The following is a 23,094-nucleotide window of genomic DNA, read 5'->3' on the forward strand; positions in this document are numbered from 1 at the left end:
ATCAACTTATTCGGATAATATGGCAACACCCAAGACAGAACAAGGAATCTATACGGCCGTCGTGCTCGACTTCGAGACCGGCGGTCTGGACTGCACGCGCTGCGCCTGCACGCAGATCGCCATGCAGGCCGTGCGGCTCGACACCTTCGAGGTGCTGGGACGCTATGCGAACTATATCGCCCCTTACGACAAGCAGCCTTTGGGCGGGGCACCCAAACGCAAAGTGCTCAAGACACGTCGGGAGATCGAACAGGAGAGCACCTCCGAATCGATGAACTACGAGGCCGCCGCGCTGAACTACACCGACATCACGATGGACCTACTGCGGACACGGGGCATCCTCTTGAAACAGGTGGCGGCGGATGTCATCGACTTCGCCCGCAAACATACCCTGTGCAAGGGCGTCCGTTACAAGCCCGTGCTTATCGGGCAGAACATCCCGTTCGACGTGGGCTTTCTCCAACAGATGATGGCTTATGCCGGGTTACAGAAAGAGTTCGCGCAGGTATTCGCCGGCACGACGGATTTTTACGGGAACTTCCAGCCTCATTACTTAGACACCATCGACCTGGCACGGCTCTGTTTAGCCGCCGATCCGCAGGTCACGTCCTACAAGCTGGAGCTGGTGGCCGAACGTCTCGGCATCGAACTGGACGATGCCCACGATGCCGATGCCGATGTGACGGCCACACGGGAAGTGGCCGCTCTGTGCAGCCGCCGTCTGCGGCAGAACGGGGATACGGATATTTCGCAGCAGCGGACACCGAAGATGAGGAACCATTTCAAAATCTGAAGTTATGGAAGAGAAGAAAGGAGACAAGATAGAACGGGTCACGTTCCGGGTGGAAGACCGCATGACCTACGGGATACTGAACTACGACGGCAACGAGCTGATGGCCGCCATTACGGGGTATGACCTGAACGTGATGTTCAACATGCGGCTCATCAACTCGCTGGCAGATGCCGAAGCGTGTGCCGACGCGCTGGCCGATGTGTTTTACCAGACACTGATGGAGCAGCTTATCTCCAGAAAGGCGGATTTTATTCAACCGCCGAAGCCGTAATTCTCTATTCTTTTTCAAACGACAATGTGATGAAAAAGAAAGATAGCGATAAGACGAACGAGGTGCTGCCGGCGGTGCCTGTCCCTTTGGCGGACAAGCCGCTGACCGAAGAGGAAGACAAGTTCTGCGAGCTGTACGTCTCCGGCGGTCCGCTCTATGCCGGCAACCACCGCAAGTGTTACGAGGAGGTGTTCGGCAAGGGCAAGAACGTACCCATCGCCAGCCGTCTGCTGCTGGGGCGTCCGCATATCTCGGCCCGTATTCGGGAGATGATTGACAGTGTGCAGTTCGACGTCGAGACCATCGCCACCCGGTTGCAGGTGGCCGAGACACTCAAAGCGGTGATGAGCGAAACCTCCTCGGCCGAGTACACCGACAAATTCGGCGTGCCGCTTTCCCCGGCACCGTTGCGTGCCGTAGCCGTCAATGCCGCCAAAGCCCTCATGGAGCTTTATCCCATCAAGTGCTCGCAGGAAACCAAACTCCGTATCGACGGCGGTGAGGGCGGCGTAGTCTTCAACGTCATCGTACCGCAATCCACGCCCCATGAGTGAAAATAGGAACCGACCGAAGTTCAGCCGCCGCACGGCGGAACGGGTGATTTACATCCTCGTTATCCTCGGGCTGTTGTTATACGGTCTGCTACGGGACTCCGAGGTGGCCGCACGGCTTATGGAGGCCATCACGAATGCTTTTTCCATCTTAATACAAAATCCATCATGACACAAGTAAGAAACTTCATCAGCGACAACTTCCGGACGATTATCATCATCGTTTCGTTTGTCGTGACCCTCTATGTGCAGCACGTCAGCAACACCGAGCATATCAACGAACTGACACGCCGCTGCCAGACATTAGAGATGAAAGTGCAGGACCAGTACGAACGCATTGACGCCATCAAGCTCGACAAGGCGGTGTTCGAGGCGACGATGACCCAGTTCACCTCCTTGCAGACCGACATTCGGGAGATGCGGGAGGACATCAAGGAACTCTTAAAGCAAAAACGATAAATGATTGAGAAGCCGGAAGAAATCTAAATTACTATTCATCAAATAAAAAGCGTTATGATAGCAAGAAATTCAAAAGTGAAGATAGTGGCATCATCCCAGCTTACGGAGATGATGCTGGAGGAACTGGTCGGGAAAACGGGTGTCGTGTCGGAAGACCTTACCAGTCCCGAACGTCGCGGATGCAAGGGGTATATGGTGTTTCTCAAAGACCCGTACCAAGAGGAATACGAGTGGTTCATCCCCGCCGAATCGGTCTGCCATGCGTAAGAGTACCCTGTATTTGAGCCTCGCCGTGCTGTTGCTCGGTGGGGCTGTTGCAGTTCTGTGGCAACGCAACGGCTATCTCAAGGAGGAACGCAACCGCTACCGGAGCAATACAGAAGCGTTGCTGTCGGATATGAAGCGTATCCGTGTCGATTCGACGACAATGGCCGTGGATGTGAATGCGCTGCGGTTGCGGGTGGACGAATACAAGCGTCTGCGTGCCGAGGATGCCGAGAAAATCAGGCGGCTCGGGATAAAAATCAAACACCTCGAAGCGGCGGCACGGCATGAGGTTGAGGTGGCCGGACCGATAGACGCCGTGATACGGGACACGGTGGTTGTGCGGGATACGGTGCCGATTCTGCGCCAAAGGGTAGAGATGGTTACGCCGCACATCCAGCTTACGGGAATCATCGAGGATAACCGGCTGCGGGGTGAGATACGGGTGCCGGTGACGCTGCGCCAAGCGGTGTGGTTAGAGTATAAAGGCTGGTGGTTCTGGCGGCGGGTAAAGTCCGTGCATCAAACCATTTCAAGTGACAACCCGTATGCGGAGATACGGTATTCGGAGTATATACAAATAGCAAAAAGCAACCGGTAAACCATGATTTGCCAGTTGCTCTGATTTTTTAGCCAAATTTGTTAGGCGGCGGATAATCTCATACACAGTAATAGCTCTTCATTCATATTCATTCCCGTAACAGCTGGAACTTGATCCCCACCGAGAAATAGACGATTTCGGACAAGTCGAGCGACTTGTTCCCGCATTTGGCGACGATGTCGAGGTCGTTGGCGCTCAACTCGTAATAAAGCGTGATATGACGCAGCAGGCAGTCGTTTTTGAGGTAATAAGTGAATCGCTGCCCGACGTATAGATGCGTCCGCAGCCGTGAAGTGAAACCGTAATAGCGGTCGCCCGGATAACGGTCGGGCTCACGTACCCAATAATCCTCGCCTGTAATTAAGTTAAGATAAATGCCTGACGTGAAGGGTTCTATGGCGAATCGCTCGCAGCATCGGATGCTCCACGGAATATAATTCTGCCGGAGCGTGAAGGTCGTATGTGTTCGGTCTGAATAGGCTTTGGGCAGGATGCCAACCAGCACGTCGGTTTCCCAACGGCATTTCTTTCCGTAGTCCCATCCGCAGCCAACCGACATGAATCCCATACCTCCGGCGTACTGTGCCTTGACATGTGTGGGAATAAGCCGTTCCCATCCTTCATACCCTCGATGCTCCCGAAAATCGAGGCGTTTGTTTTGACCGAGTTGAATGTTGGCAAGCGGGACGAACGACGGTTCCTGAGCCGTTGCAGGCAACAGCCATAGACAACCGACCAATACGATAATGAATCGTTTAAAATTCCACCCGTTCATAGCTGTATCCCTCCTCGGTAATGGTAAAGAGCAGGTAATTCTCTTTTCCGATATTGTCGCATTCGTAATATACCACCCCGTCATCGAAAATCTCTTCAGCAGCGAAGTTGTGACCGTGGCCGTTCAGGCAGAATTGCAACTGGGGAAACTGACGGATCGTCTGCTGGAAAATTTTGGCCACGTTGTTATCGAACTGTTCGGAATAAGGTTTGGCGTGCATGACCACGACAGTCTTTTCGGCCCCGGCGGGGAAGCCGTCAATCTGGCGTTCAAGAAAGTCGAAATTCGGGACAGGTGTGTCGTGATCGAACTCCAGCGCATTGGTGTTCAGACAGACGAACCGCACGTCGCCGGCCGTGAAGGCGAAATCGACCTCGCCGAAAATCTTGGTAAAAATTCGTTCGCCGGTAGCCAGACAGTCGTGGTTGCCCAGCAAGGCGACGTAAGGAACACGCAGATGATTGAGGATGTCTCGCTGCCGCTCGAACTCGTCGCGCATGCCGAAATCGGCCATGTCGCCCGTATGGATCACGAAGTCGATGTCGTCGCGAGCATTGAGCGCCCTGACCGCATCTTCGGTTTCGTCGTACCATCGCTGCGTGTCGCTTATCTGCGCAAAACGAATCGTCCGCTTGCCTTTGCAAGCAGCCTCGATGCGAGCGATATTGCAGGCATTGATACCCGTTTCGCCATCGATGCGTGTATCGTAGGGATGGTATTCGACCTGACAGGCAGCCAGAAATACAGCAATAGTTGAAAATACGATACTATGTTTCATAACCGACCGGAAATCTGTGCGACATAAACATCTTCGCATTCTGCTCGCGGTTGAGGCTTGCTCCGACGGAAGATGCTTTTGATTTTTCTTTTTGTGCGTTGCCGCCATTCGAAGAGTAAGCGGCAAATGATACCTTTGAGTTGAACTCCATTCGCATCGGTGCGCAACAGCTCCGCATAACGGTGCAGGATGTAGAGATAGGCCGACGCACTGCATGACAGGCGGCGCATGTTGCGCAAACGTCGGCGCATAGAAAGATGCCTGCGAAACGACATTCGGTTGGTATCGATAACCATAAAACAATATCGGTCAGCTCCGTTGTCTCTTTCTTTTTTACATAGAATATTTCCTACATTCAAATCCTTATGCTCCACACCAGCCCAGTGCATTCGAACCAGAAATCCGGCCACGCCGTCGAGGACGTTTTTCGCCTCTTCGTTCTGCATGAACGTCTCGGTCGCGGGACGGATCGATTCATAATCCGTGTACAGCGACACGAAATAGCATTGCCGCATTACCCCCCCCCTTCGGATTTCCACGACAGCCACCTCCTCGGGCGTATCGATGCCCAACCGACGCAGCCTGTCGGCATACAGATAGGCGCGCATGGCTTTGCTCTTACGAAGCGAACCGTACAGCATACGGTTGCATAATGTCAGGCGTTCGTAGCTTTTGACTGCGAGCCGCATGCCGTCCGTCTCGAAGAGTTTGACGATGTTACGGCCGCTGTGCAGCGTCTCTCCGTGCCGAGCGAAAAAGATCGGGCGGGTCAGCTGTTCGACGAATGGTCGGAGGTATTCATATTTGGAATTGATGAGGATCTTCATGGTACGTTATAAATCAATCGTTGGGAGTAATGTCGGCCAGTTCGTCAGTGATGGCTTGCTGGCGGCGTTTGTTATAGGTCAGCGACAGATCGTCCAACAACTCCGAAGCGTTGTCTGAGGCGGTTTGCATGGCGACGGTGCGGGCCGCATGTTCGGCCGTGACACTGTCCAGCAACACAGCATAAAGACGTGCGCGAAGCGTGTAGGGCAGCAGTGCCGCAAGGAGCGTTTCCGTTTTAGGTTCACAAATGTATTCCGGAGCGTAGTCGAACAGTTCTTCTCCCATAGGCATCGTTATCGGCAGAAACGTCTGCTGCACGGGCGTCTGATGTCCCATCGAGTGAAAATGGTTGTAGACCAATACCACACGGTCAACCTTTCCGGCCGTATATTCCGCCATCAAAAGATCGGCCAGCACGGCAACGTCACCGTAGGCCGGTTTCGACACAAGCGAATGAAAACGTTCATTCGCATTGTATCCCGCCTTGACGACAGCCTGTGCGATTTTCTCGCCCACGGGAATCACCGTCACGCGGTCGAACCCGTCGGCGCGAAGCACCTCAACCTGCTGTGCCAGCGCCTTGACTGCATTGGCGTTGAAAGAACCGCACAACGAGCCGTCTGATGAAAAGGCCACGACCACGGCCTCTTCGTGTTTTTCATGCGGCGACAGTAACGGTGAAGCGACTTTTGTATCGGATGTGGCCGTTAACGCCGCTACAATCTGCGACAGTCCCCGTTCATATTCAGCCAATGCCAAAGCCGTCGCCTGTACACGGTGCAATTTGGCCGAGGCAACCATCTTCATTGCCGAGGTGATCTTCAGCGTACTTTGTACGGAAGCGATGCGGGCTTTTATCTCTTTGAGTGCTGCCATACGCCTATGCTTTCAAATTGGACGATACCCGTGCGGCCGCAGTTTCGATGGCTGCTCCGGTCGCTTCATCGATCACACCGCCGCGCAAGGTTTCAAAAACCTCCGAGGCTTCCAACTCGCGGAGCAGCTCCCGTTCGAAATCGGCAACCCGCTCCAGCGGGACATCGCGCATCAGCCCATGCGTACCGCAGTAAAGGACGGCGATCTGCTGCTCGACAGGCATCGGGCTGTACTGCGGTTGCACCAAAAGGCGCGTATTCTTGCGTCCCTTGTCCAGCACGGCGGCCGTCACGGCATCCATGTCGCTGCTGAACTTCGAGAACGATTCCAACTCGCGATACTGTGCCTGATCGATCTTCAGCGTACCAGCAACCTTCTTCATTGCCTTAATCTGGGCGTTGCCGCCGACGCGCGAAACGGAGATGCCCACGTCGATAGCCGGACGGTTGCCCTGATTGAAAAGATTGGCATCGAGAAAAATCTGACCGTCGGTGATGGAGATGACGTTCGTCGGGATGTAGGCCGAGACATCGCCCGCCTGTGTCTCGATAATGGGCAGTGCCGTGAGCGAACCGCCGCCACGCACTTTATCCTTCAAGGATTCGGGCAAGTCATTCATCTCGGCGGCTACTTCCTGTTGATCAATGATCTTGGCTGCTCGCTCCAGAAGACGCGAGTGCAAGTAGAAAATATCACCCGGATAGGCTTCGCGGCCCGACGGACGGCGCAGCACGAGCGACACCTCGCGGTAGGCCACAGCCTGCTTCGAAAGGTCATCGTAGACGACCAGCGCATGACGTCCCGTGTCGCGGAAATACTCGCCGATGGCCGCCCCGGCGAAGGGTGCGAAATACTGCATGGCAGCCGAATCGGCGGCCGTGGCGGCCACGACAACCGTGTAGGCCATCGCTCCATGTCGACGTAATGTCTCCACAAGCGCCGCAACAGTCGATGCCTTTTGGCCGATAGCTACATAAATGCAATAAATCGGATCGCCCGCCTCGAAATTGCGGCGCTGGTTGATAATCGTGTCGATGGCAATTGCCGTCTTGCCGGTCTGACGGTCGCCGATAATCAGCTCGCGCTGTCCGCGGCCGATGGGAATCATCGCATCAACGGCTTTCAGACCCGTCTGCAACGGCTGGTTCACCGGCTGGCGAAAGATGACGCCCGGGGCCTTGCGCTCCAACGGCATCTCCGTGAGGTCGCCGCCGATCGAGCCTTTGCCGTCAAGCGGTTCGCCCAGCGGGTCGATGACGCGGCCGAGCATCGCTTCGCTCACACGGATCGATGCCGTGCGGCCCGTGCGGCGCACCAAATCCCCCTCTTCGATACGTTCGGAAAAACCGAGCAGAACTGCGCCCACATGGTCTTCTTCGAGATTCATCACTACGGCCTTCATGCCGTCTTCGAATTCCAAAAGTTCGTTCGCTTCGGCATTCTGCAATCCGAAGATACGCACTACGCCGTCGCTGACCTGCAACACCGTACCTACCTCGGCGAATTGCGCCGTAAGGTCTGTCTGTTGCAATTCGGAAAGCAGTATATCCGAAACTTCCGATGGTTTTATCTGTTCTGTGTTCATGATTTCATACAATTCTATTTTGTTTGCGTCCTAATTGTTTACGCAGCAAGTTCAGTTGCCGTGAAAGGCTGGCATCGAGGAGCAGGTCGTCCATACGGAAAACGAATCCACCGATAAGCGATTCGTCTGCCTTGCGATGTAGACGTACTTCCCTGCTGCGGGTTCTCATTCGGACGATACCTGTAATCCGTTCTGCCGTTTCATCGCTCACGGGTGCGGCAGTCGTCAGTGCCGCATCGAGTATGCCGTGCCGCCGCTTGTATAGGGAAAGGTAGGAGTATAACATGAAATACAAATACTTTTCCCGACGGCGGTGTAACACCAGCGAGAAGAATCCATCCAGCGTGCGACTGCTACCGCTATCCAGTACCTGCCGGAAAAGCGCTTCTTTCGCTGTAACAGGCAAGACTGGCGAAAGCAAGGCATCCCGAAGCGACGGTTCTGTCTTATAAACGGCGATCAAATGCTGCACCTCATCATAAACCCTCTGCTCCTCGCCATTGGCGGCGGCAAAGTCGGCCAATGCCGTGGCATAACGTTTGACTATCAATCCGGTGTCCATGTCGTTTTGTTTTTCGGGTGTTCGATTTCATCGAGCAGTTGTTCTGCCAGTACGGTCTGCGATGTTTTGTCCTGCAATTCGCGTCGCAACATCTTTTCTGTTATCGCCACGGCGAGCACGGCGACCTGTCGGCGGGCATCCTGCAATATAGCTTCCCGCTCCGCTTCAGCTTCAGCACGGGCTTCCGCTACCAGCCGCACACGTTCTTTAGCCGCTTGATCCCGTGCTTCCGACAGAATACGTTCGTGTTCCGCAGAAGCTGTGCGAAGCAGATTTGTACGTTCAGCCTCCGCTTCCATCAGCATCATGCGTTTTTCCGTTTCGACCTCGGAGAGTTGCTGCCGGGCTTTCCGTGCCGTTGCAAGCGACGAATCGATGTAATGTTTCCGATCATCAATTGCCTTGACGATAACCGGGAAACCGAATTTCGCTACGAGGAAAAACACCGTACCGAACGCAAGCGTCATCCAGAACAGCAATCCCGATTCGGGTTGTAATAGTCCCATGGTTGCTGTCGTTAATGATTACAGTGCCATGAAACATACGGCTACGGCGAACAGGGCGACACCCTCGATCAGGGCAGCAACGATAATCATGTTCGTGCGGATCTTGTCCGCCGCTTCGGGTTGGCGGCCGATGGCTTCCATAGCCGACGAACCGATTTTACCGATACCGAAAGCCGCACCGATGACGGCCAAAGCTGCACCGATGGCAGCACCGAAAATTCCTAAAGTTTCCATAATTCAACTTAATTTGAGATTTGACTTGTGTTTTATTTGGTTTCTATATTTTGTTCCGTATGAGGCGTTTCTTGTGCCAGACCGATGAAAACAGCCGAGAGCATCGTGAAGACATAGGCTTGCAGGAATGCCACTAATAGTTCAAGGCAATTCATGAAGACGCTGAGCAGCACTGACACCACGGTCATCGAACCATTTACCGCGGCCCCCATTTCCGCCGTGACAAAGACGATGCACGTAAGGATCAGGATCACCGAATGGCCCGCCATCATGTTGGCGAACAGACGAATCATCAGTGCGAACGGCTTGGTCAGGATTCCGACGAACTCAATCAGGGGCATGATGGGAACCGGCACTTTGAGCCATGTCGGTACGTCCGGCCAGAAAATATCCTTCCAATAGTGTTTGGTTCCGAAGAGGTTGATGGCCAGAAACGTGGCCACAGCCAGCACCAATGTCACGGCGATGTTGCCCGTCACATTCGCACCTGCCGGGAAAATCGGTATCAACCCCATCAGGTTGTTCACAAGGATGAAGAAAAAGACCGTAAGCAGGTATGGCGCGAACTTGCGCCACCGTTCTCCGACGCAGGGACGGATGATGCCGTCCAGCAGCGACGAGCAGAGCATCTCGAACAACCCGACCACGCCGCGCGGCGCCTCCTCGGTCACCCTGTGGCGGCGATACCAGCGTGCGACGACCAACACGAGCGCGACGACCAGCGCACTGTTTATCAGCAGCCCCGCCGCCGTTTTGGTAATCGAGAGGTCCAGCGGCCGGACATCGGACCCGTCGTCCTGCCGCTCAACGATGCGGCCTGCATAATCGCCTTCGGAGGCAATGCGCAGTCCCTCGTATTCGGCACCGCCGTGCAGCCGCACAGAGGAGAAGCAGTGCCAGCCGGTCGTTCGGCTGCGCACGATGACGGGCAGATGAACTGTCCATTCCCGTTCACCCACGGTCGTGATGTGCCATTCGTAGCTGTCGCCGATATGCTCCATCACTACACCGATCACATCGGGACCTGACTGTTCCGCTGCCGCATGAAACGGAAGCGGCAGCAAAGCGATAAAAAGCAATATTTTATATTTCCATTGCATAATATTTTTTTTTGCGATCAAGGTTCAGCGAGTTCGACATTGGCTTCCACCGTGTCTCGCTCTATTTTGACGAAACCTCGCCGGATTTCCTGTTCATGTTCTTTTGTCCCGCTCGTGTAGGATATTTTGCCTTCTGACAGTTGGGCAATCAAAGGAGCATGGCCGGGTAAAACGGTAAAAGCCCCTAACGCTCCGGGCAGGGAGACTTTTTCGACGGTCGTGTGGCACAATACGCCGCACGGAGCCACAATAGTAAGCTGCATATCAACATGTTTTTTAAGTTTCGCAATCACGATTTCCGCAATAATTCTTCGCCCTTGCGGATGGCATCGTCGATGGTGCCCACGTTCAGGAATGCCTGCTCGGGCAGATGGTCGACCTCGCCGTCGAGAATCATCCGGAAGCCCCGGATCGTCTCGGCGATGGGCGTCATCACGCCCGGGACGCCCGTGAACTGCTCGGCCACGGAGAAGGGCTGCGAAAGGAACCGCTGCACACGGCGGGCGCGATTCACGATCGTGCGGTCTTCGTCCGAAAGCTCATCCATGCCCAAGATGGCGATAATATCCTGCAACTCCTTGTTGCGTTGTAGAATCTGTTTCACCCGCTGGGCCGTCCGGTAGTGCTCCTCGCCGACGATGTTCGGGTCGAGGATGCGCGACGTGGATTCCAGCGGATCAACGGCCGGGTAGATGCCCAGTTCGGCGATTTTGCGGCTCAGGACGGTCGTCGCGTCGAGATGGGTGAAAGTCGTGGCCGGTGCGGGGTCCGTCAGGTCGTCGGCCGGCACGTAGACCGCCTGCACCGAGGTGATCGACCCGTGCTTAGTCGAAGTGATACGTTCCTGCATCTGGCCCATTTCCGTTGCCAGTGTCGGCTGGTAGCCCACGGCCGAGGGCATGCGCCCCAGCAGGGCCGAAACTTCCGAACCGGCCTGCGTGAAACGGAAGATGTTGTCGATGAAGAAGAGAATGTCCTTCGATGCCCCCTCCTCACCGCTGTCGCGGAACGATTCGGCGACTGTCAGCCCCGACAGAGCGACCGATTTGCGCGCACCGGGCGGCTCGTTCATCTGACCGAACACCAGCGTGGCCTGCGATTTGGCTACCTCATCGTAATCGACCTTCGAGAGATCCCAATGGCCTTCCTCCATGCTGCGTTTGAATTCCTCACCGTATCGGATGACACCCGATTCGATCATCTCGCGCAGCAGATCGTTACCCTCGCGCGTTCGTTCGCCCACACCGGCGAAAACCGAGAAGCCGTTATGACCCTTGGCGATGTTGTTGATAAGCTCCATGATAAGCACTGTCTTGCCCACGCCCGCACCGCCGAACAGGCCGATCTTACCGCCCTTGACATAGGGTTCCAAGAGGTCGATAACCTTGATGCCCGTGTAGAGCACCTCCTGCGAGGTGGCCAGCTCGTCGAATTTCGGCGGTTCGCGGTGAATCGAGGCTTCGCCCGTGCGGTCGAGCGGACGCATACCGTCGATATTTTGGCCCGTGACGTTCATCAGACGTCCTTTGATCTGGTCGCCAACCGGCATAGAGATCGAACGGCCGAGCGAATTTACTTTCATGTGGCGCCGCAAGCCGTCCGTCGAATCCATCGCAACCGTGCGTACCGTATGCTCGCCGATGTGCTGCTGGACCTCTACAATCAGTTCCGCACCATTTTCTCTACGAATCGCAAGTGCCTCATTGATGGCTGGTAGTTGTCGTTTCTTTTCCACATCCGGGAAATGAACATCCACTACAGGACCGATGATTTGTGAAATGTATCCTTCCATTTGTTTTGTCTTGTTTATTTCGTATAGCAAAGCAACTAATTCTGCACGATACGGTAGTTATCTTTTCCGCTCATAGGTTGTCCGATATATACCGCCCATTCCTCAAAACAACATATCGAACATTTGTGAATCCGAAACGGATATATCGAAAGTAATCCGATATGCAAAAATTCCGGCTTTTATAGAAAATGCAGCCCCTCCGTCCATCGACGAAGGGGCTGCGACAATCCGTTTACGAGTTCTTACTTATGATAGTACCGATTCGCTATCAACTTGATTTGCCTGCGGTAAATCAGACAGGCAAGGAGGAAATAGACGCCGGCCTGAATCCAAAGTCCGCGCAGCTCGAAAGCAACGTCCGAAAGCGTTGCACCCATCGACTGGATGCGGACATATCCATTCATGCCGAAAGTCGAAGGAAAGAGGCAGGAGACCGCCTTCCAGAAGGCGGGAACGGCCGCTCCCGGCCACGATATGCCCGAGATAAAGAGCAGCGGCACGGAGAGACACACGAAGAGCAGGATGCAGTCCTCGCGCCGCCAGACGAGTGACGAGAGCACCATCGCCAAGAAGATACACGCAAGCAGGAACGGCACGACAAAGGCTGTAAGCGTGGCCAGGTCACCCAACTGCGGCAGCGAGAACCCGTGTGTGACAATCGTGAAGGCATAGACGGCCATCACAATGTAGATGCCGAAATAGGCCGCAGCTTTCCCTAATACTATGTAGACGGGATTTTTGTAGTCGTGATGGAATGGCACGAGCGATCCGCGGAACCGTTCGCGCATGCGTCCTGCCGACATGCCGATACCTAACAGCAGCGTCTGCTGTAGAATCAGCATCAACACGGGCGGTATGAGAAACGCCGCGAAGCCGCTTTGCGGATTGTACAGCGCGACGTAATCGTATTCGATGGGCGTATGCTGTATCTCGTCCTGTCGATCGGTCGTGCCGTGCATGTGGCGTTCGACTTTTATATCGGCATTCATTTCCAGCGACACCTTGGTAGTTGCCAGCAGCAAAGCCTTGTAGTAGAGCATACTGCTCATATCGCTGTATATACCGACGACGGTCTGGTCGCCGTGCCAAATGTCTTTCGTGAAACTCTCGGGAATGCGGATGATGCCGAATGCCTCGCGGCGGCGCAGCAACTCCTCGGCCTCGGCGACCGTGGTGCAGTGCGCCACGACGTCGACATCAGGCGTGGCATCCACCATGCGGATGAACTCACGACTCTGCGTCGTGCGGCTGTCATCGACGACCGCAGCCGGCACTTCGCGCACAACTTCGTTGGTATATACCCATGAGTAAAGAAGCGGATAAAACAAGGGAACGAAAATGACAAAGATCAGAATTCCCTTATCCTTGAACATATCTGCCAACTCATCGTACCAGATGTGAAAAATATTGCGTATCGATTTCATGGCTTATAATGATATTTGAGAAATGCGACCCGATAACGGCGATTTACCGCAAGCGGCAGCATGATGAAAAGCAGCAATGCGACGACCGACGGCCATGCGTAAGCGATCGGGTAGCCGTTCAATGCCTGATTTACATAGAGCAGGTAGTAATGGCGCAGCGGAAACAAGGCTGCCAAATGTCCCAACACGGGAGCCATGGCAGTTGTCGGATAGGTGAATCCCGCCAGCGAGAACGAGAGAATACCCCACAACGACGACAGACACATCGCAAGACGCATCTGCCCGCTGAAAACGCCGAACAGAAAGACGCCGAACGCCTGTGAGGCCACGACGGTCAGAATGCCGATGCCCATCATCGCCGCAATCCCGCAATTGCACGGGAATCCCATGAAGCGGTAGAGATAGACGTCGTAGAATACGATCATCAGCGAATACAGTACCGTCTGCGGCAACAGCTTGCCGGCTAAAGCCGTTGTCACGGAATAATCTGCCATGCGAAACCATATCCGCTGGGTTTTCTGCTTCCATTCCAGTCCGATCGTGTAAGTCGTTGAAAGCAGAATAAGCAGAATTAAAATTCCCGGCAGTAAAATGTTCGAGAGGTAAACGGAATAATCCAGTGTCGGATTATTGAGCGGATGCGCCTCGGTGACGATGGGACGTATGGCGGCCATCGCATCATCCTCGTTATACCCTTTAGCATAGAGCGTCTCGCGAGTCAGCGCCAGCGAGAGAATCTCGGAGGCAGTCATCATATCCTTCATCAGTAATGTTCCCGGCACGAAGTAGGCTTCATTGGTGTAGAACGATACACGGGGCTGTTTGCTGGCCAGTGCCTTTTCGGTCGTACCTTTCGGGATATAAAAGAATCCGTATATTTCACCACGTTGTACCGCTTCGCGCGCTTCGGTGAACGAGTCGTACTGGTCTGTGAATTCCGAGGCTTCGAACGCCTCCATCGTGCGTGCGATAATGCGTGTAACATGTGTACGGTCTTCGTCGACCAGTCCCATCGGCAGATCGGTAGGCAAACCGGCCCGCATCAGCGACGTGAAGAAGATGACGCAAATCACCGGCATGAAGAACATACAAAAAAGGAATATCGGCCGGCGGGAGAGGATGCCCAACTCCCGCCGGAAAATAGTCTTTAACCGTCCTATGATTCCTCGGTATTTCATTTGATTTCGCTTTTACGGAGTACGACTGACATGCCCGGATGCAACCCTTCGACGGGCGATACGGGGCGGGCACGCACCTCAAATGTTTTCAGGTCGAAACGGTCAAGCGCTTTGGTGGCCTTCCACACGGCGAAGCTGCCCACGTCCTTCATGCGCGTGATACGCACCGGAACGGTTATATCGAGAGCGGGCAGATAAGCGGTCAGTTCCTTGCCGACCGAGATACCAGGCAACAGGTCCTCACGGATATTGAATGTGAACCATACGTCGTCCATGCGTGCCACGTTCATGATCGGCGCTCCCGTACCGACCAGCTCGCCGACCTCGGGAAAAATTTCGGTCACCAGTCCGTCATCCGAAGCTCTGAGTATCGTCTCGTTCATATAAGAGGTCACCTCGGCGATGGCACCCTGCGCCCGTGTCACCTGAGCTTCGGCAGCCAGTTTGTCTTCATGGCGGGCTCCGTTTACGGCCATATCGTACTGCGCTTTAGCGGCCCGTTCGGTTGCAACGGAAGCATCGTATTTAGCTTGAGCCTCGTCGAACTTCTGGGTAGCGATGACTCCCTCACCGTGCAGGCGTTCAATACGTCGGAAAGTCTTCTCCGCCACCTGTAACCCTGCTTTGGCCTGCTGCCACACCTCGTAGGCAGCCTGTATCTGCTCCTGACGCGAGCCGTTGCGGGCTTTCAGCTCCATGGCCTCGGCCGCCGAACGGGCCGCTTCGGCCTGCGCCAGCTTGGCGGCCATGTCGGGCGCCTCCATGACGGCCAGCGTGTCGCCCTTGTGCACGCGGTCGCCTTCGGCGACCCTGATTTGCAAAACACGCGACGGCACCTTGCACGAAACACGGTAGTCCGTCGTTTCGACCTCGCCCTGAATATACTCTTCCCGTTCGGGCAACGAAAGCCCGATGATTACAACGACTGCAATTACCGCAAGCATTGCGGCGGCCGTTAAAAGAATCCCTTTTTGCTGTTTGTTCGTTTTCATATACTCTTAAAGTTTGAATTATTTCAATGTACCCAAAGCCTTACGCAGATATAGGTCGGCGAGCATCACGTCGATACGGGCCGTGAGTTGTTCCGAATGGGCGGAAAGCCATGCGGTCTGCGCCTCCAGCACGTTGCTGACGGGAATGACCCCCTCCTGCATACCGAGCGTGGCGCAGCGCAGATTCTCGTCGGCTTCCGCCTGACTGCGCGTGGCGGCTGCATATCGCTCGGTCGCCTCCTGCATTTTCTGACGGCTTTGTGTCACCTGCAACTCGACCTTTTCAGCCGCTTCATCGAATTGATACGTGGCGATAGCAGCTTCGCGGCGGGCAGCCTGTACCTTATGATGGCGTTCTCCCCATGTCAGTATGGGTATCTTCACTACCACGCCGACGTTCCACAGGCCGTTGAACTTCTTCTGGAATCCGTTCGTGAGCGAAGGGTTGGTCGTCAGGTAGCCGCCTGTGAGCGCTACGTTAGGCATGAACTCGGAGCGGGCGATCGTTACCTTATGCTTGCCGATCTGTTGTGCCATGTCGAGGCTGCGGAGTTCCGGACGGTTCTCCAAAGCCGTCTCTATGTCAGCAGCAGTTGTTCCAGCCGGCAACTCCGTGGCTTCATCCCGCAAGCGGACTTCCGTTGTCATCTCCAGACCGCACAACTGACAAAGCAGCATCTTGGACAGAGCCAAACCGTTATTAACCTGAATAAGTGTTACCTCCGCTTCATTGACTTTTACTTTGATGCTCAGGCCGTCGGCTTTGGTCGCCATTCCTTCTTCAATCAGGTGATCGACATCGCCGTCGAGTTTCCGTACCAATTCGAGGTAACTCTCGGCCAGTTGTTTTTTCGACTGCAAAGAGACAATCTGCCAATAGGTGCGGTCGACTTCGAGAATCACCTCTTGCAACTGCTGGTCATGCTGGCTCTGGGCAATCTGCTCCGCAAAACGGGTGATTTTGTTATAGGCTACGATCTTGCCGCCCATGTATATCGGCTGCGTCAGCATCACCGACGCCACGGTCATATTCCGCGTATCGGTGCGCAAAGCATCCACCAATCCCGCACCGGCGGCATCAAGCCCTCCGACAAGCGATCCTGCGATGGGGCCGAGTTGCTCGCCTAACGAAGGGTATTGTTGCAAAATGCCTTGTAACTGCCCTCCGACATTCGTACCGAGATTTCCCAATGCATTTTTCTGTTCATCGCTCAAAAGCGACAGTTCGTCCGAAGTGCGCATATAGGCTCCTGCCGCCGATATTTTGGGCAGGTAGTTCGTGAAAGCGGCCTTGCGTCGATGATAGGCCGCCTGCTCTTTCTCGCTCGCAATGCGCAGCTCCTTGTTGTTCTCGATGGCCAATGTCCGGCACTCTTCGATCGAAAGCTCCATCGTTTGGGCTTGCACCGTGAATACCGAAACGAGCAGCCATCCTGTTAAGATTCGTGTTTTCATATTTCTGCTTTTGTTTCAGCCGCAAAAATGGCCGATTCACACGAATCCGCAGTTATCTATCCGTATGGCAAAATAGCCGATATTCTACACATTGTGTAGTTTGGTAAATATCGGACATTAAATAAGCGGTTTCGGTCACCTGTCGTGTCCGGAAAGAACTTACTTTTGTATCGTTGAAACAATCTAATAAATAACCGGAATAATATGCAACTCGAATCCAATAACGAAGAACCTTTCAGGTTTCTGTCGGAACATTTCATCATCTTCGAAAATGCGAGGGATTTCGTCCAGATCGATGATCAAAAGGGCTGGCGCATGTTGCTTTTTTGTATCGAAGGATGTTTCCAAATAGAGGTCAACGGGACACCTTATACTATCGAACCGAACGATATTGCATTCTGCACGCCGGATAAGATGGTTACCCGCACGATGATGAGCCCCGATTTCAAGGGGTATCTGTTCGGATGTTCGGCAGCCTTTTCCAAACGGATCTTTCCGAACTCGGCGGATTTGTGGAACAAGGTGTTCTATATGAGCCGTAATTTCAAAATTCATCTGTCCGAAAAAGAAGCCGCCGAATTGCTGGAAGATTACAATTTCCTCAAACGGAAAATAATATGTATCGACCATCTCTACTACGATGAGGTCATGCGATGTCTATTGCAGGCGTTCCTTTATCAGACCGCCCATGTACTCGGCAATCACGTTGCGGCGGAAACGGAGTCGGTCGGGGAACCGCTTCAGTCCCGGCATCAGATCTGTCAGGCGTTCATAGACTTGCTTTCTTCGACCAAACCCGTACCTCGCACGGTACAATGGTATGCCGAACGGCTCTGCAAGACACCGCGTTATCTCTCTACGGCGGTCAAACGGGCAAGCGGCAGGACCGCTTCAGAGTGGATTCACGAAGCCCTGACGCGCGAAGTAGCCGATGCCCTGAAAAATTCCCCGAAAAGCATCAAGGAGATCTCCGACGAACTCGACTTCCCGAACCTCTCGTTTTTCGGACGATATTGCCGGCAGCGGCTGGGATGCTCGCCGTCTGAATTCAGACAAAAACAAGGATAGATAAACGCAAGACAAGATGAACAAAAATAAATACTTGATTAAATGTTTATTTTGCCTATTATTTTTGCTCGGCTGGAACTGTCATGGTTCGTATGCACAGGAACGCCGTAAAGTAGGCTTGGTACTCGGAGGCGGAGGTGCTAAGGGTGCTGCGGAAATCGGAGTATTGAAAGTATTGGAAGAGGCCGAAATTCCCATAGATTATATCGCAGGAACGAGTATCGGAGCAATTGTGGGAGGTTTATATGCCATCGGCTACGATGCCGCTACCCTTGACAGCCTGTATCGCAATCAGGATTGGATGTTTTTAATCAAAGATCAAGTAAAAAGAGAATCCGAAGCATTCCTATCCAAAGAAGAAAAGGAGAAATATCTGCTGCATATCCCGCTTTCTAAGGAGAAAAAGGTCGCCTTTACATCGGGAGGGTATGTCGCGGGGCAAAACATCCTGAACCTGTTTTCCAAACTTACCGTAGGGTATCATAGCGTGGACCACTTTTCCGATCTGCCAATCCCGTTTCGCTGCGTAGCCGTCGATATAGTCGAAGGGAAAGAGGTCGTGTTGGATTCCGGTTCCTTGCCGCTTGCCATGCGGGCCAGCATGTCCATACCGGGTGTATTTTCTCCGGTGGAATGGAACGGTATGCTGCTGGTCGATGGTGGAGCCTTGAATAATCTGCCTGTGGATGTCGTGAAAGAGATGGGAGCCGATGTGGTTATTTGTATTGATCTGAGTACGGGGTGGCGCAGCAAAGAAGAATTGAAATCGGCCTCCACCGTGCTCGACCAGTTGGTTGGCATTATGGGGCAACCGAAATACCGGAGCAACAAAGAGCAGGCGGATCTCTATATCAATCCGGCACTAAAAGGTTACAATGCCGCCAGCTTTCAGTCCGAAGCCATCGATACGATGTTGTTGCGTGGGGAACTTGCTGCACGGGAGAAATGGGACGATCTGCTTGCTTTACGCCGATATATATACTATGACAACGCTCCGGATTTTTCGCCCGAAAAGGAAACAAAATCTTGTTTGGCAGGGACATATTCGATAGGGAAAATTGAAATTGAAGGCATCGGAGGCAAAGAGAGAGAGTGGGTGCGCAGAAAAATCGGATTACAAGAGCATTCGGAAATATCGCAAACGGAAATAGACCGTGTATTGGTCAAATTGCAGGGATTCGACATCTTTTCACGTGTGGAATATCGTTTGGGCAATACGGACCCGCACGATTTGGTATTTCTGCTTGAAATGAAGGATTACCGCAAGATCAATATCGGAGCTCGTTTCGATACTGAAGAATTGGCAAGCATATTGGTCAACCTGTCCAACAACCAGCAACTGGCGACCAAACATCACTATTCCGTTACTGGACGCATATCGAAAAATCCCTATCTGGAAGCCGAGTACGCTTTCGGACATCTGTTCGGTGCCAAATTCGGCGTTTCCTATCGGTTAGGGTATCACGATTTCGACCTTTATGTCGGTAAACACGATGTCGGGACAATGAAATTCACATCCCATGCCTTATCCGGCTACTATACACGCGACATCGCTAATTTCCGTATGAAAATCGGGGCGCAATTCGAATATTACGATTACCGTTCCGAACTATTCGACCGGCAAGGGACACCACATGAAATTCGCTCCGACGCTTTTCTGAACTATTTTGCAGATTTTACAATGGACACGTATGACCGGGTATATTATCCTACTCATGGAAGCAGGATACGGATTCGAGGCACTCTCTATACGGACGATGGTATTTCATACAACGACGAAGGGCCATCCGGTGCATTGGATTTTCACGCAGGAACAGCAATCCGGCTCGGTTCGCGCTTTTGTCTGTTGCCATCGATACAGGGACGCTTCCTTTTCAACGACAACCTCCCGTATATCTATCGGAATTGTGTAGGAGGAAATGTCGATGCCGACTATCTGCCTTGGCAGAAAGCGTGGGAAAGCGTACAGCATGTCCATTTCATCGAACGGAATTTCGCCGCAACGAAACTGGCATTCCGATATCGTATCCATAAAAAATTTTATGCGACAGCTTTGGGAGAATACGGAAAGGAAAACGATAAAATCGAAGATATGTTTAGCGGCAACGATTTATGGGGATGCGCTCTTCGGTTTTCGTATGATTTTCTGTTGGGACCCATTGCTATTCAGGCGAATTATTCTAATCTATACAAAAACGTAGGCGTTTATATAAGTGCCGGCTTCAAGTTCTGAACCTCTTTTTTCTTTGTAGGCAACGTCCCGAATTTCATGCAAATTCGGGACGTTGTGTTCCATACGTGACTATCTGTATCCAATCTGTTCATGCTGTATGATTTAGACTATTCGTCAGTAAAAATCGAACACCGGAAATACTTCGGACCCCCCATAATTTTACACTCGAAAGAATTAAACAACCATAACGAAATTTATTCGAATGATGGAATATCTGAATTGTAAAACGAACGCTCCGTCATGGCATGAAGTCACGGTAGCGTCGCATGTGCCGCAAGAACTGGAGAAACTCTCCGAGATGGCACATAACTTATGGTGGACGTGGCACGATGAGGCTACAGCGCTCTATGCCGGCCTCGACCCTGAATTGTGGGAAAAGGCAGGGCACAATCCTATTGTCCTGTTGGAAATGATGAGCTACGAGCGATTGGAGGCCCTATCCGCCGATCCGTCGTTCATCGCCAAAATGAATGACATCTATACTCGATTCCACAAATATATGGATGAGAAACCTGATGCCAAACGGCCTTCTGTAGCCTATTTCAGCATGGAGTACGGATTGAACAAAATCCTGAAAATCTATTCGGGAGGGTTGGGCGTGTTGGCTGGCGACTACCTCAAAGAGGCTTCGGACAGTAATGTCGACCTCTGTGCCGTAGGATTGCTTTACCGGCATGGCTATTTCGACCAAAGCATTACGATGGACGGGGAACAGAGTGAAGTTTTCGAGGCACAGAATTTCGGGAAACTCCCCATCGAGAAAGTGTTGGATCATGAAGGGAAGCAATTGGTCGTTCATGTTCCCTATACGGACTATTTTACTGTACATGTCAAAGTCTGGCGGGTCAATGTCGGCCGGATTTCACTCTTTTTACTCGACACGGACCACAGCCTGAACAGCGAGTATGATCGGTTCATCACGCACCATCTCTACGGAGGCGACAATGAAAACCGGCTCAAGCAGGAGATTCTGCTCGGAATAGGAGGCATGATGACACTCAAGGCACTGGGCATCAAAAAAGATGTATATCATTGCAACGAAGGACATGCTGCACTAATCAACATCCAACGGCTGTGCGATTACATCGACGAGGGGCTGACTTTCGCACAGGCGATGGAGCTGGTGCGTGCGTCGTCGCTCTATACGGTACACACTCCTGTCCCGGCCGGACACGACTATTTCGACGAACCGTTGTTCCGCAAGTACATGGAGCAATACGCCGCCCGTCTCGGTATTACGTGGGATACGCTTATGGGAATGGGGCGGAACGAGCCCGATGACAAGGAGGAGAAATTCTGTATGTCCGTATTCGCCTGCCGTACCTGTCAGGAGGTGAACGGCGTGAGCAAGTTGCACGGCGCTGTTTCGCAAGAGATGTTTGCGCCGCTGTGGAAAGGCTATCTGCCCGAAGAGAACCACGTAGGCTATGTCACCAACGGAGTGCATCTGCCGACATGGTGCGCTGCTCCATGGAAAGAACTCTATGCGGAGTATTTCGGCGAAGCATTTTTCAAGAACCAGTCCGATGAAAAGCGGTGGCAGGCGATTTATGAAGTGCCGGACGAACGCATTTGGGCAATCCGCATGCAGATGAAATGCGACCTGATGGAATACCTGAAGCGCAAATGCAAGGCCGACTGGCAGAAGAGCCAGCTCGATCCGTCCATTATAGGGCCCATTGTCGAAAAATTCAATCCTCGTGCCTTGCTGGTCGGTTTCGGCCGCCGCTTCGCAACCTACAAACGGGCCCATCTACTCTTCTCCGACACGGAGTGGCTTGCGAGAATTGTGAACAATCCCGAACGCCCCGTGCAGTTCATTTTTACGGGCAAGGCGCATCCGGCAGACGGTGCAGGCAAAGGACTTATCAGACAAATCATAGAGCTCTCGCATCGGCCGGAGTTCCTCGGCAAAATCGTCTTCCTCGAAAACTACGACATGGAGCTGGCAAGCCGGCTCGTCGCCGGTGTCGATGTCTGGCTCAATACGCCGACCCGTCTGGCCGAAGCCTCGGGAACGTCGGGCGAAAAGGCTGCGATGAACGGTGTGCTGAATTTTTCGGTGCTCGACGGATGGTGGGCGGAAGGCTATCGTAAAGGAGCGGGCTGGATGCTGCCGGCAGAAGCCTCCTACGACAATCCGCAATTTCAGGATCAATTAGATGCCACAGCTATTTATTATATACTGGAACACATGATTCTGCCGCTCTATTATGATCGTAAAGATAAGGAATACTCCGAAGGTTGGGTACAATACATCAAAAACTCGCTGTCACAGATCGCTCCCCATTACACTATGAAACGGCAATTGGATGACTATTACGACAAGTTCTACGGGAAACTGGCAAACCGTTACCGGATGCTGTCCGTCGACGGATATGCTGAAGCGAAATCATTGGCAGCGTGGAAAGCGGCCGTGGCAGATCGCTGGGATTCCATCGAAATCAAATCGTTGGAAGTCGGCGACGGATTGAACGCCACCATCGAAGCCGGACGCGACTATGAGGTTACTATCGTCGTGGACGAAAAAGGATTGGACGACGCCATCGGCGTGGAGTTTGTGACCGTCCACAACGAGAATGGCAGGGAGCGCATCTATTCTGTTACACCATTTGAAATGCTACAGCGTGAGGGAACGCTCTACACTTTCCGCGCGAAGATCGGAGTGTCGAATGCCGGCAGTTTCAAGTTGGCGTTCCGCATGTATCCTAAAAACGATAAATTGCCGCACAGACAGGATTTCTGTTATGTACGCTGGTTCTCATTAAA

Annotated in this window: 24 protein-coding genes and 1 pseudogene; 10 read left to right on the top strand and 15 right to left on the bottom strand. The window is 53.1% G+C overall.

Annotated elements, in window-relative coordinates; genetic code table 11:
* The first annotated feature begins 19 nt into the window (after positions 1–19).
* From ACK8P8_RS01955 to ACK8P8_RS01985, 7 genes are read left to right on the top strand one after another with little or no spacing between them, the layout of a single operon-like run.
* Positions 20–793, top strand: coding sequence for a 3'-5' exonuclease (locus ACK8P8_RS01955; protein WP_099290223.1), 774 nt, complete (start codon positions 20–22; stop codon positions 791–793).
* A 4-nt stretch (positions 794–797) separates the two neighbouring features.
* Complete coding sequence (locus tag ACK8P8_RS01960; RefSeq protein ID WP_099290222.1) at positions 798–1,064, top strand: hypothetical protein; 267 nt, start codon at positions 798–800, stop codon at positions 1,062–1,064.
* A 29-nt stretch (positions 1,065–1,093) separates the two neighbouring features.
* Positions 1,094–1,618 (top strand): hypothetical protein, encoded by a 525-nt coding sequence (locus ACK8P8_RS01965; RefSeq protein ID WP_240053675.1) that lies wholly within the window; start codon positions 1,094–1,096, stop codon positions 1,616–1,618.
* Positions 1,611–1,787: a hypothetical protein gene (locus ACK8P8_RS01970; protein ID WP_176554886.1), complete on the top strand. Its 177-nt coding sequence runs from the start codon at positions 1,611–1,613 to the stop codon at positions 1,785–1,787. Before ACK8P8_RS01965 ends, ACK8P8_RS01970 begins: the two co-directional genes overlap by 8 nt.
* Positions 1,784–2,074, top strand: a complete 291-nt coding sequence (locus ACK8P8_RS01975) for a hypothetical protein (protein ID WP_410025487.1) — start codon at positions 1,784–1,786, stop codon at positions 2,072–2,074. Before ACK8P8_RS01970 ends, ACK8P8_RS01975 begins: the two co-directional genes overlap by 4 nt.
* Before the next feature lie 54 nt (positions 2,075–2,128).
* The gene (locus ACK8P8_RS01980) at positions 2,129–2,341 is read left to right on the top strand and encodes a hypothetical protein (protein ID WP_369859181.1); all 213 of its coding nucleotides are present in this window, start codon (positions 2,129–2,131) and stop codon (positions 2,339–2,341) included.
* The gene (locus ACK8P8_RS01985) at positions 2,334–2,939 is read left to right on the top strand and encodes a DUF6549 family protein (protein ID WP_369859182.1); all 606 of its coding nucleotides are present in this window, start codon (positions 2,334–2,336) and stop codon (positions 2,937–2,939) included. Before ACK8P8_RS01980 ends, ACK8P8_RS01985 begins: the two co-directional genes overlap by 8 nt.
* A gap of 88 nt (positions 2,940–3,027) precedes the next feature.
* On the opposite strand, the gene ACK8P8_RS01990 is transcribed toward ACK8P8_RS01985, so the two are convergent.
* From ACK8P8_RS01990 to ACK8P8_RS02060, 15 genes are all read right to left on the bottom strand, one after another.
* Positions 3,028–3,714: a hypothetical protein gene (locus ACK8P8_RS01990; protein WP_410025488.1), complete on the bottom strand. Its 687-nt coding sequence runs from the start codon at positions 3,712–3,714 to the stop codon at positions 3,028–3,030.
* Entirely contained in the window at positions 3,695–4,492 is a 798-nt protein-coding gene (locus tag ACK8P8_RS01995) for a metallophosphoesterase family protein (protein ID WP_410025489.1), read from the bottom strand. The genes ACK8P8_RS01990 and ACK8P8_RS01995 overlap by 20 nt, the downstream gene beginning before the upstream one ends.
* Positions 4,489–5,319 carry a lipopolysaccharide kinase InaA family protein gene (locus ACK8P8_RS02000; RefSeq protein ID WP_410025490.1) on the bottom strand — a complete coding sequence of 277 codons (831 nt, stop codon included), beginning with the start codon at positions 5,317–5,319 and terminating at the stop codon, positions 4,489–4,491. The genes ACK8P8_RS01995 and ACK8P8_RS02000 overlap by 4 nt, the downstream gene beginning before the upstream one ends.
* 13 nt (positions 5,320–5,332) lie before the next feature.
* A complete protein-coding gene (gene atpG, locus ACK8P8_RS02005; RefSeq protein WP_369859187.1) occupies positions 5,333–6,196 on the bottom strand; it encodes an ATP synthase F1 subunit gamma in 864 nt (287 codons plus the stop codon).
* 4 nt (positions 6,197–6,200) lie between these two features.
* Entirely contained in the window at positions 6,201–7,781 is a 1,581-nt protein-coding gene (gene atpA, locus ACK8P8_RS02010; protein ID WP_369859188.1) for a F0F1 ATP synthase subunit alpha, read from the bottom strand.
* A 4-nt stretch (positions 7,782–7,785) separates the two neighbouring features.
* Positions 7,786–8,343: an ATP synthase F1 subunit delta gene (atpH, locus tag ACK8P8_RS02015; RefSeq protein ID WP_369859189.1), complete on the bottom strand. Its 558-nt coding sequence runs from the start codon at positions 8,341–8,343 to the stop codon at positions 7,786–7,788.
* On the bottom strand, positions 8,328–8,849 hold the full coding sequence (atpF, locus tag ACK8P8_RS02020) for a F0F1 ATP synthase subunit B (RefSeq protein WP_369859190.1): 522 nt from the start codon (positions 8,847–8,849) through the stop codon (positions 8,328–8,330). The genes atpH and atpF overlap by 16 nt, the downstream gene beginning before the upstream one ends.
* A gap of 18 nt (positions 8,850–8,867) precedes the next feature.
* The gene (atpE, locus tag ACK8P8_RS02025) at positions 8,868–9,083 is read right to left on the bottom strand and encodes an ATP synthase F0 subunit C (RefSeq protein ID WP_289300029.1); all 216 of its coding nucleotides are present in this window, start codon (positions 9,081–9,083) and stop codon (positions 8,868–8,870) included.
* 32 nt (positions 9,084–9,115) lie between these two features.
* Positions 9,116–10,183 carry a F0F1 ATP synthase subunit A gene (atpB, locus tag ACK8P8_RS02030; protein WP_369859191.1) on the bottom strand — a complete coding sequence of 356 codons (1,068 nt, stop codon included), beginning with the start codon at positions 10,181–10,183 and terminating at the stop codon, positions 9,116–9,118.
* A 17-nt stretch (positions 10,184–10,200) separates the two neighbouring features.
* Positions 10,201–10,446, bottom strand: coding sequence for a FoF1 ATP synthase subunit delta/epsilon (locus ACK8P8_RS02035; protein ID WP_306449779.1), 246 nt, complete (start codon positions 10,444–10,446; stop codon positions 10,201–10,203).
* Between the two features lie 26 nt (positions 10,447–10,472).
* Positions 10,473–11,975 carry a F0F1 ATP synthase subunit beta gene (gene atpD / locus ACK8P8_RS02040; protein ID WP_306449780.1) on the bottom strand — a complete coding sequence of 501 codons (1,503 nt, stop codon included), beginning with the start codon at positions 11,973–11,975 and terminating at the stop codon, positions 10,473–10,475.
* Positions 11,976–12,217: 242 nt separating this feature from the next.
* Positions 12,218–13,399: an ABC transporter permease gene (locus ACK8P8_RS02045; RefSeq protein WP_306449781.1), complete on the bottom strand. Its 1,182-nt coding sequence runs from the start codon at positions 13,397–13,399 to the stop codon at positions 12,218–12,220.
* The gene (locus ACK8P8_RS02050) at positions 13,396–14,577 is read right to left on the bottom strand and encodes an ABC transporter permease (RefSeq protein WP_369859192.1); all 1,182 of its coding nucleotides are present in this window, start codon (positions 14,575–14,577) and stop codon (positions 13,396–13,398) included. Before ACK8P8_RS02050 ends, ACK8P8_RS02045 begins: the two co-directional genes overlap by 4 nt.
* Positions 14,574–15,569 carry an HlyD family secretion protein gene (locus tag ACK8P8_RS02055; protein ID WP_369859193.1) on the bottom strand — a complete coding sequence of 332 codons (996 nt, stop codon included), beginning with the start codon at positions 15,567–15,569 and terminating at the stop codon, positions 14,574–14,576. The genes ACK8P8_RS02050 and ACK8P8_RS02055 overlap by 4 nt, the downstream gene beginning before the upstream one ends.
* An 18-nt stretch (positions 15,570–15,587) precedes the next feature.
* Positions 15,588–17,024, bottom strand: coding sequence for a TolC family protein (locus ACK8P8_RS02060; RefSeq protein ID WP_306449784.1), 1,437 nt, complete (start codon positions 17,022–17,024; stop codon positions 15,588–15,590).
* Positions 17,025–17,339: 315 nt separating this feature from the next.
* On the opposite strand from ACK8P8_RS02060, the gene ACK8P8_RS02065 reads away from it, so the two are divergent.
* The 3 genes and pseudogenes from ACK8P8_RS02065 to glgP all read left to right on the top strand — a co-directional run.
* Positions 17,340–18,092: a helix-turn-helix domain-containing protein gene (locus ACK8P8_RS02065; protein WP_369859194.1), complete on the top strand. Its 753-nt coding sequence runs from the start codon at positions 17,340–17,342 to the stop codon at positions 18,090–18,092.
* A gap of 16 nt (positions 18,093–18,108) precedes the next feature.
* Positions 18,109–20,325 carry a patatin-like phospholipase family protein gene (locus ACK8P8_RS02070; RefSeq protein WP_369859195.1) on the top strand — a complete coding sequence of 739 codons (2,217 nt, stop codon included), beginning with the start codon at positions 18,109–18,111 and terminating at the stop codon, positions 20,323–20,325.
* 205 nt (positions 20,326–20,530) lie between these two features.
* Positions 20,531–23,086: pseudogene (gene glgP, locus ACK8P8_RS02075) on the top strand (alpha-glucan family phosphorylase); the annotation flags it as partial.
* Between the last annotated feature and the right edge of the window lie 8 nt (positions 23,087–23,094).

This window comes from Butyricimonas muris (assembly GCF_046365375.1).
Taxonomy (GTDB): Bacteria; Bacteroidota; Bacteroidia; order Bacteroidales; family Marinifilaceae; genus Butyricimonas; species Butyricimonas muris.